Source organism: Marinobacterium sp. MBR-111, assembly GCF_040547585.1.
Classification (GTDB): domain Bacteria; phylum Pseudomonadota; class Gammaproteobacteria; order Pseudomonadales; family Balneatricaceae; genus Marinobacterium; species Marinobacterium iners.
This window is the reverse complement of sequence record NZ_JBEPQA010000050.1, coordinates 1-9,192: the sequence shown is the minus strand read 5'-3', so window position 1 is coordinate 9,192 and position 9,192 is coordinate 1. Positions and strand designations below refer to the sequence as shown.

Here is a 9,192-nt window from a genome sequence, read left to right as displayed (position 1 = left end):
TACTGGGTGCGGCCGAAGCTGTCCTGCCATGAGAGCAGTCGAGTGGCTGTGAATGTGAGCAGTGCATCCGTGATTTTGCCAACCAATGCAAACAGAACCAGTGCACCAATGATAATGGCCGGGTTGCCGGTCATTTGACCGTCCAGCATCAGGAAGCCCAATCCCTGACTGGCCCCCATCAACTCGGCGGCGATGACAAACATCCACCCCAGCGCAAGCCCCGAGCGCAAGCCGGTGAAATAGGCTGGCAGCGTGCCGGGCAGCAACACTCGGAATACCCGGTCAAAGGTGCTCAGGCGATAGACGCGGGCAACCTCAAACAGCTTGCGGTCGCTGTCACGTATACCGGCCATCAGGTTCAAATAGACCGGGAAAAACACGCCAACGGCAATCAGAATGATCTTGGATGTTTCAAAAATGCCGAACCAGAGAATGAACAGGGGCACCCAGGCCAGAGACGGTACGGCCTTGATCGCCTGCAGGGCGGGGTCTAGCAGCTCTCGCGCCAGGCGGGAGTAGCCGGTCAGCGCGCCCAACAAGGTGGCTGCGACTGTTCCAGCCAGAAAACCGGCTGCGACTCGGCCTGTGGTCACCAGGATATGCTCACTCAACGCACCGCTACTCCATAGTGCGGCCAGCTCAGACCAGACCTGCAGTGGATGCGGCAATACGTAGGCAGGGAATACGCCCCGGGCCGAGAGCTGTGCCCACACCAGCAAAAATGCCAATGGCAGCAGCCAGCTTTTCCAGCTCAGCAGACTGAACAATCGCCTGGGGTTGAAAAAAGCGCTGGAGGGCCGGGATGAACCGGCTCCAGAACGCAGAGTCAGGGTTTTCATACCGAACCTCCGAAAGGATAATCAGTGGTTGAACTGACGATCGATAAGCTGATCAGCGACAGCGGTGACATTTACCTCCGGTTTGATGATGCCGATATTCTGCAACACCTTGCCGGTTTCGATCAGCAGTGCACGATGTTCGTCACCAATGGCTGCCTTGGTAATGTCGGTGCGTTCGAGTTGGCGCGCAGCGACGTCGGCACTGATGCCGGCGGCTTCTACCAGTGCATCACGCAGCTCCTCCGGGTTTTCCAGGGCATAGTGGCGCGCCTTTTCGTAGATACCCAACACGCGCTTGACCAGTTCGGGATTTTCCTCGGCAAAGGCAGTGCGCACGTTGAGAATGCCGTAGGTATTCAGATCCACGTTGCGGTGGAACAGTACGGCACCGGACTCCAGTTCAGCGCGGGCCATGTGAGGGTCAAGACCGGCCCAGGCATCCACCTGATTGCGCACCAGTGCGGTGTAGCCATCCGGATGCTGCAGCAGCACGGTGTTGATATCCTTCTCGGTCAGATTGTTTTCCGCCAATACACGCAGCAAAAAAATATGCGGATCCGTTCCACGCGTTACGGCAACCGACTTGCCTTTCAAGTCAGCGGCGGAACGAATGGCGGAATCTTTGCGGGTTACCAGTGCAGTCCACTCCGGCTTGGAGTAAACGTAGATGGAGTTGATCGGCAGTCCGTTGGACTTGGCGACCAGTGCGGCAGATCCCGCCGTGGAGCCAAAGTCAATTGCGCTGCCGCGTAAAAACTCCAGCGCTTTATTAGAGCCCAGGCTCAGAGTCCAGCGCACATCGATATTGTCCTTGGCCAGCTCCTCTTCCAGCCAGCCTTTCTTCTTCAACAGCAGGCTAACCGGGTTGTAGTAGGCGTAGTCGATGGAAACCCTTTCAGGGGCGGCCTGGGCAGCATGCAAAGGGGATAGCGCCAACAGCGTGGCCGCTGCGGTTGTGATCAAGTGGCGTTTTACGGAGTGGAAACGATTTTTTATATTCAATTGAGTGTCCTCATCAGGCAACAATGAAGACGTATGGTGTCACGGCTGGAAAGCACACAGAAATAGGAAAAAATGCATAGCTTTCCGGTATTTAAAGGGTTTGCCCGCGCGGGGCGGGCAGGTAACAAAGACTCAGCGGTCATGTGTCCAGAGTCGGTATAGCCAGCGTGCAAACCAGTCGAGCAGGAAGCCGATAAGGCCGATCACCAGAATGCCGGCCATGAGCTCGTCGTAGGCCAGCCGGTCACGGGTATCCAGAATGAAGTAGCCCAGCCCTGCCGTTACGCCTAGCATTTCGGCCGGTACCAGCACGATCCAGATGATACCGATGGCCAGCCGGACTCCGGTCAGAATATGCGCCGTGATGCCAGGCAATACCAGACGCAGCACCAGCTCGCTGCGGGTGGCTGAAAGGCTTTGACTCAGCAACAGCCAGTTTTTGTCCAGCTGACCGACGCCGGTGGCCGTGTTCAGCAGAATCGGCCAGATGGCCGCGAAGGCCAGCAGAAAATAGACCGGTGCATTTCCCACCCCCAGTACCATCACGGCAATGGGCATCCATGACAGAGGCGAAATCATGCGCATGAACTGAAACAACGGGCTGCTGGCGCGGGCAAAGCAGCGCGACATGCCAGTGAGGATACCCAGCGGGATGCCGATCAGCACGGCAAACAGCAGCCCCACCCACACCCGTTGCAGGCTCAGCTGAATATGGTCATAAAAGTAGCCATCCTGCAGTAGTCGCTGCAGCGCTTCAAATGTGGGTATCGGGCCCAGGCTTGATGCGATGGGCAGGGTGTGGGCCAGCAGGCTCACACCTAACCACCATCCCAGCAGTGCAAACGCCAGTCCATACAGAGGCAGCATTCGATTAATGAGTCGATGGGTCATACGATGATCGATTCCCGTCGCTCAAAACTCGGATCGATGCCAAACACCTGCGGTCCACCTGCATTTTCGATGGCCCGACGTACAAAGCGGTCATCAACCAAGTCACGGGCTACAAATTCGGGTGACAGTTCGCCAAGGAAGCCATTATTACCTTCCAGATGAGTCCGGGTCAGACTGCGTACCAGCTCTTCGGTATAGGACGAATAGGGATAGGGCTGGAAATCAATTCGCTTCTGCGGCCAGTCAGGATTGTGAATAATGCCGGCAGACTGGTATTGGGCGTAGTCGCGAGCGGAGAACACCTTGTCCAGGGTTTCAACCGAGTGCGGCGTGTAGCGCCCGGTGCCGCTGGCAGCCAGCAGGGCGGCCGTTTCATCACTGAACTGCAGGCTCCATTTCTGGGCATCAACAATGGCATTGGTCACCCGTTGCGCCCATTCGGGACGATCCTGCAGGTCACGTTCGGCCATGAAGGTTACACAGCAGGCATGGTCTTTCCAGATGTCGCCCGAAAAGCGCAGTACCTTGCCAACGCCCTTGAGTTCGGCGGCAGCATTGAATGGCTCTGCCACAATAAAGCCCGCGATACCGCCACCGGCCAGGGCCGACACCATTTCGGCGGGTGGCTGCACCACCAGGTTGACCTCATTATCAGCCAGTGTCTGGCCCGGCCGCAGGGAAACGGGTTTGAGGCCTGCCTCACTCAGTACTTTTTGCAGCAGTATGTTGTGAATCGAATACCAGAACGGAATGGCAACCGTTTTGCCGGCCAGGTCACCTACGCTGTTGATGTTGTTGGCAACGGTCAGTGCTGATCCGCCCATATGGTTCCAGGCGACAATTTTGGCTGGAAATTTTGCCCCATAGCGCACCCACAGGGTTGCAGGGGTCAGCAGGTGAATAACATTAACCTGACCGGCTACAAAGGCTTCTACCAGCTGAGCCCAGCTGCGGAACATGCGCGGCTTTTCAGTCCGCAATCCCTGCTCGCGGAACAGCTGCAACTGATCCGCTACCAGCAGTGGGGTAGCATCGGTAATCGGCAGGTAGCCAATCTGAACCGGAATATCGTCGCCCTTGAGCGTGCCGGCACGCTGCTCTGCTGCACTGAGCAGAGGCGAGACCAGACTTGCACTGCCAGCCAAAGCGGCCATGCGCAAAAAATCGCGGCGATTGAAACCACAGCCCTCGACTTCAGGCTGACCTGGGGTTGGGAATAAACGGTTTTTACGCATGGGTTAATCCTCTTGTCGGATGTTCCGAGCCGCTATCCGAGTGGCGGCTATTCAGGTGAAGGGCTTGTAGAATTTCCTGCCTCAGCTGCAACAGATCGGGGCCGGAAGGTGGCAGCGCATCTGAGCGATCAAGCTGCCATTGCTGCACGATCTGCCCAGGAGACCCTCCCATCAGAATGATGCGGTCGGCGACCGCCAGAGCTTCATCAATATCATGTGTGACCAGTAACACGGCGGTGTTCCACTGATGGACCAGGTCCACCAGCAGTTGCTGCATTTCAGTCCGTGTTATGGCGTCCAATGCGGAAAAAGGCTCATCCGCGAACAACAGTTCGGGCTGACGTGCCAACGCCCGTGCCAGTGCAACCCGCTGCGCCTGGCCCCCCTGATAATTCCGTTGGCCAAGCCTTGCTGTGGCTGGACAACCCCACGGCTGACAATGCACGTGTCACTCGCACGTTTCGCTCAGCGCGACTGATGCGTGGCTGATGTTTGAAGTTGAGGCCGTAAGCGACGTTGTCGGACACCTTCAGCCAGGGCAGCAGGCTGGCCTGCTGGAAGATCAGAGCGCTGCGCGGGTGCGGACGTTCCACTGGTGCGTCATGAAAATACACATACCCTGCGGACGGACGATTCAGGCCCGCCAGCAAGCGCAGCAAGGTCGATTTGCCGCAACCGCTGCCACCCAGCAGCACCAGAATTTCCCGCGGGGCGATCTGTAACGAAACATCTTCAAACACAGGCTGCCCGGGACTGTAGTCGTAGCGCACCCGTTCAGCCCTGAGCAGCGGTTTGTCCGGGTAACTCATGCGGAGTGATCTTCATGCTTGGCCAGCTCACCCTTGAGCTGTGAAACACTGGGGGTCACCACCGGTATAAATGCAGCTTCATGCCAGCGACGGCCAAAGCCGGTGGGTTTATCCAGCAAATAGGCGTTGCCTCCCGTCGCTTCGAGCTCTTGGTTGGTAGCGCGCTGTACCAGTTCAGCGAGGGCAATGCGAAGCTTGAACAACTCTGCCGGCGCGGTGGCGAACAGACCGTTATTCACACCCTCGTAGAGTGCAGTGGTGTGCTGTTCAAGTGTCTCCTGGAGCGCGGACAGTGCCGGCTGCAGGTATGAGCCGTTGTGTTGTCTGGCGCGCAGGCTGATGCTGTCTAATGAAGCCCGTACATGTCCGATCGACATGCCACATTGCAGGCCAAGGAAACGGGGCCTAATGGATGGACAAAAGCGCAAGGCATCCGGGTGAATGATCTGACTCGGTTCCAGTGTCAGATTGTCGATTTGAAGGGCTGCAGTTGAGCTGCCACGCAGGGCCAACAGGTCCAGATTATCGCTGCGCGTCAGGCCCTCCTGGCGGCTGTCGAGCAATGCAATGGAAGGAGGGTGATCCGGGCCGTTTTCTACAATTGCTGCCACCAGGTACCCCTTCGGATCCAGATTGGTGACCCAGAACAGCTTGCCGTTAAGCCGCCAGCCGTCATCGTGCGGGGTGGCACGGATCTGAATGTCTTCAATGCCGGAGAGGTACTTCATCGCATTGGACAGGGCAGTGGCACCCGCAATCTCACCTTCGAGCAGTGCTGGCAACCACTGTTGTGCCAGCTCGAAATTGGGGGACGCCAGCAGGTACTCGATAAAAGTACGATGCCCCCAGGCGACAAATGCAGCCGTCAAAGAGTAACGTGCGACCTCGGCAATGACATCGATAGCCTGGCTGACTGGTTGTCCGTTTCCACCCAGCTCTTCGGGTACACTCACCCGAAACAAGCCGGACCGGGCCAGGCGTGACAGGAGCTCTGCCTGAGCAGGTCCGTCAGCATCCAGTTCGTCCGCATGTTCACTCAGCCAGGCCGTCAAAGCGGACAGGTCAGGGTTATCGATCAGGGTCTGTGCGTTCATAGGGTCAGGGCTCCTGTGGCATAAGGTTCCAGCTCAGGGTTCAGCGTGTTATGGGCGAGGTTGTTGGCAAAGTTGCACAGGGTTGCAAGGCTGATACCCAATACCACTCCCAGAATCTGCTCATCGCTGTAACCGGCGCTGCGGATATCGGCCAGCTCTCCGTCAGACACATTGCCGCGGCTGATGATGACGGCCTTGGTAAAATTGGCCAGCGCATCCAGTCGGATATCGCCAAGCGCTCGGCGTTGCTGCAGGGCAATGGTCTGCTCTTTGTTGAAACCCGCTTTTTTCAGGGCGATGGCGCTGTGCCCTGCAACACAGAAGTCACAGCCATGCACACTGGCAGCGGTAATCTGGATCACTTCACGTTCCTGCAGGGTTAAACCGCTGCGACTGTTGATCTCACCGACCGTCATATAGGTTTCCAGGCTGGCAGGTGAGTTGGCCAGAATGCCGATCAGGTTGGGCAAAAAGCCATTGTTTGCCTGCGCTTTTTCAACGCGAGTTCGGCTTGCTTCAGGAGCGGTTTCGGCATTCAGCAGGGGTAGACGTGTCATAACAAAACTCCATAAAAAAATGTTTCCTTATTCTGAATCAATATGGAGCCGGCGAAATGTCAGTGCGTCAGCATTTTTTGCTCATTCGTCTTGATCTGCATACCGGGCTGACGGCGGTACTCGCCGGGGGTGACCCCCAGTACGTTGCGGAACACCCGCGAGAAAGCGGCGATTGAGTGGTAGCCGACCTGCGCAGCCGTGTCACTTACACTGGCGCCGTTACGCAGCCGACCTGCGGCAATGCTCATGCGCAACAGTTGAAGAAAGCGTGCCGGGGGCAGTCCGCATAGCTCGCTGAACTGTTTGCAAAAAGCGGCCCTTGAAAGGTGTACCTGCACGGCCATCTCTTCGAGGGTCCACTCCTGCTGGGGGTTTTCCAGCAGGCCTTCCAGAAGCGGAGTAAATCGTGGCTCCTGAGCCAGTGCGAGCACGCCCCTGGGCTGGTCGCTGTCATCTGCGGCGGCACGCAACAGATATAAAAACAGCAGTTCGGTCAGGCGCTCGATCAAGGCACTGGCAGGAGCCTGCTGGTCATAGGCTTCTTTAAGCAGCAGTTCGAAAACAGGGCGGGCACCCTGCATGGCGATTCCGCCTCGCTCGAATATCAGGCAGGCGGGCAGCGAAGCCGTCAGCAGTTCTGCCGTCTGGCCACCCAGTTCAAAAAAACCACAGGCCAGCCCGGTACCGACCCGGTTGGTTTGCTCCAACGGCTGCATGGTGTTGCAGGCGGCACTGCTGCCTGCCTTGTCCGGCGTAATCCTGTGGTTGATGTCACGCAGCAGGAAGACTGCGTCTCCTTCACGCAGAGGACACACGGGTTGGCCAGGGCGATGCAGGTAGCATTCCCCATGCAGGATCAGATGAAAACTGGCGCGGCGGCGGCCCTGTGTTGAGGCCTGCCACTGGCCACAATACTGCCCCATGTGGAACAGGGATGATCGAATGCCCAGGCTTTCGATAAGGCGACTGCTCAATTCGATGGGTGATGTGGTGCGCTGCACAGGAAGGCCTCGTAACCATGAATGGATAACAAGGCCGACCTTACTGCCGATCAGGCAGGGGGATGAACCAATAAAAAGTGATATCTATTGCACAAATGCGCCTTGCTTTCCTGATCAGCCCTACTGATGAGTCCGCAGCCAGACACTGAAAGGCATGTTTTCATATCCGTGTGACTCAACATAATCCATGGCTGCGATCAGGTCGCCTTCCTGTTGCCTCCCCTGGCGTACAAGTACAGGCTCCTGTTCGGCGTTCATGAATATCAGCGCCGGGGTGCCGACAACACGAAACTCCGAGACAAGCTCAGAAAGTGTCAACTGCCGCAGGCCTGGCAACTCTATTGAGGCATCGGTTGAAAGGTCATAGGACTCTATCGAAAAGCGGTCGAACAGTTTTTCTGATATGAGTGATGATTGCAGGGTTTTATCCAGCTCATCGCAGTAGACACAATCAGCCTGCTTTATATAGAGAATCCTGAGTGCATCCTGTGTTGCTGAATACGATTCAGATGCCCCGGCAAAAAGGGTCAACAAGGCGAGAAAAGACAGGATCGACTTCATTTGAACTCCCCCCCCTATCGATACCAGAACAGAACACGGCGTCGCAGGGCTTCCAGACCGGACATGCATGAAGCGGCAATAGCCCCTGTAAACAGTATGCCAGCCAGCATCTGCGGGTAGTTGGCATAGTCTGCATGGATCTGAACAAAACGCCCCAGCCCTTCAACCGCGCCGAACAGCTCTGCAATGGTGAGCAGGATAAAGGCGAAAACCAGCCCTACCCCCAAACCAGAAAATATTTGCGGCAAGCTGGCCGGAAGCACAATGCGCAGCAGATATTCGAGCCGTCCAAGCTGCATTATTTTGGCGCTGTCTTTCCAGCGCTGCGGAGTAGAAGCAGCCCCAAGCGCGGTGTTGTGAAAAATGGGCCAGAATGCACCAATAAACACGATAAACACCGCAGAAAGGTGAAAGGTGGGCAGCACGGCGATAGCGTAGGGTATGTAGACCGTTGGCGGTACGGGGGCTGCGACCCTGGCAAACGGAATGAATGCCCGTTGCAGTGGGATACGTGTACCTACCAGCAACCCGAAAGGTATTGCCAAAGCGACGGCTAGCAAGTAGCCGGGAATCAGTATCTTGGACGATGCAAATGCGCTGCTCAGCAGCTCAGGCAGTGACTGTAACAGTGCGGAACCCACGACCCAGGGGGATGGCAGAAGTGGGTTTCGAGAGGCGTCATTCTGAAACGTCAGCAGGTACCAGCCCAATAGAATTGCCAGCCAAACGATCAGGCTTTCACGCCCGACAAGCAGGCGGCGGGCAATGCCAGGTGCCTGGTCTGTGTCCTTGAGCTGAGTTCCCGGAAGAGAAAGACTACGTTGAGACATTACTGGTTACCTCTTCAACTTTTAGACGTCGCAACACATCAGTGGCCAACGCTTCTTCTATCTGCAGGCGCAGTGTCTGCACATCGGCCAGATGCCGGAAGTGATCGCGGTCGGTACGCTCCTGCTTTTGGGGTACAGAGTGCACTGAAATCAAGTGGCCCGGTGATGCCCCCAAAACGGCAATGCGATCGCCCAGCCAGAGCGCTTCGTCCAGATCGTGCGTCACAAAAATGGTTGAAAACGCCTTGTCCTGTTGCTGCCTGACCTGGTTGAGCAGGTCCTGAAGCCGGATTCGGTTAACCGGATCCAGTGCGCCGAAGGGTTCGTCCAGCAGCAGGAGCGAGGCCTCCAGTGCCAGCGCTCGTGCGATGGC

Annotated in this window: 11 protein-coding genes and 1 pseudogene; all 12 read right to left on the bottom strand. The window is 56.9% G+C overall.

Features of this window, described 5'->3' with window-relative positions; all coding sequences use genetic code 11:
- The coding region (locus ABIE61_RS18185) for an ABC transporter permease (protein ID WP_354412156.1) at positions 1-839 on the bottom strand (839 nt) is incomplete at its 3' end.
- Positions 840-860: 21 nt separating this feature from the next.
- Entirely contained in the window at positions 861-1,841 is a 981-nt protein-coding gene (locus tag ABIE61_RS18180; RefSeq protein ID WP_354412153.1) for an aliphatic sulfonate ABC transporter substrate-binding protein, read from the bottom strand.
- Positions 1,842-1,973: 132 nt separating this feature from the next.
- On the bottom strand, positions 1,974-2,732 hold the full coding sequence (locus ABIE61_RS18175; RefSeq protein ID WP_354412150.1) for an ABC transporter permease: 759 nt from the start codon (positions 2,730-2,732) through the stop codon (positions 1,974-1,976).
- Positions 2,729-3,967 (bottom strand): ABC transporter substrate-binding protein, encoded by a 1,239-nt coding sequence (locus ABIE61_RS18170; RefSeq protein ID WP_354412147.1) that lies wholly within the window; start codon positions 3,965-3,967, stop codon positions 2,729-2,731. The genes ABIE61_RS18175 and ABIE61_RS18170 overlap by 4 nt, the downstream gene beginning before the upstream one ends.
- Positions 3,960-4,328, bottom strand: coding sequence for a hypothetical protein (locus ABIE61_RS18165; protein ID WP_354412158.1), 369 nt, complete (start codon positions 4,326-4,328; stop codon positions 3,960-3,962). Before ABIE61_RS18165 ends, ABIE61_RS18170 begins: the two co-directional genes overlap by 8 nt.
- Positions 4,282-4,776, bottom strand: a complete 495-nt coding sequence (locus tag ABIE61_RS18160) for an ATP-binding cassette domain-containing protein (RefSeq protein ID WP_354412144.1) — start codon at positions 4,774-4,776, stop codon at positions 4,282-4,284. Before ABIE61_RS18160 ends, ABIE61_RS18165 begins: the two co-directional genes overlap by 47 nt.
- Complete coding sequence (locus tag ABIE61_RS18155) at positions 4,773-5,870, bottom strand: acyl-CoA dehydrogenase family protein (protein WP_354412142.1); 1,098 nt, start codon at positions 5,868-5,870, stop codon at positions 4,773-4,775. Before ABIE61_RS18155 ends, ABIE61_RS18160 begins: the two co-directional genes overlap by 4 nt.
- Positions 5,867-6,427 carry a carboxymuconolactone decarboxylase family protein gene (locus tag ABIE61_RS18150; protein WP_354412140.1) on the bottom strand — a complete coding sequence of 187 codons (561 nt, stop codon included), beginning with the start codon at positions 6,425-6,427 and terminating at the stop codon, positions 5,867-5,869. Before ABIE61_RS18150 ends, ABIE61_RS18155 begins: the two co-directional genes overlap by 4 nt.
- Before the next feature lie 59 nt (positions 6,428-6,486).
- Entirely contained in the window at positions 6,487-7,428 is a 942-nt protein-coding gene (locus ABIE61_RS18145) for an AraC family transcriptional regulator (protein ID WP_354412137.1), read from the bottom strand.
- Positions 7,429-7,548: 120 nt separating this feature from the next.
- Entirely contained in the window at positions 7,549-7,989 is a 441-nt protein-coding gene (locus ABIE61_RS18140; RefSeq protein ID WP_354412136.1) for a thioredoxin fold domain-containing protein, read from the bottom strand.
- A gap of 14 nt (positions 7,990-8,003) precedes the next feature.
- The gene (locus tag ABIE61_RS18135; RefSeq protein ID WP_354412134.1) at positions 8,004-8,819 is read right to left on the bottom strand and encodes an ABC transporter permease; all 816 of its coding nucleotides are present in this window, start codon (positions 8,817-8,819) and stop codon (positions 8,004-8,006) included.
- Positions 8,806-9,192: pseudogene (locus tag ABIE61_RS18130) on the bottom strand (ABC transporter ATP-binding protein); the annotation flags it as partial. The pseudogene ABIE61_RS18130 and the gene ABIE61_RS18135, both read right to left, overlap by 14 nt.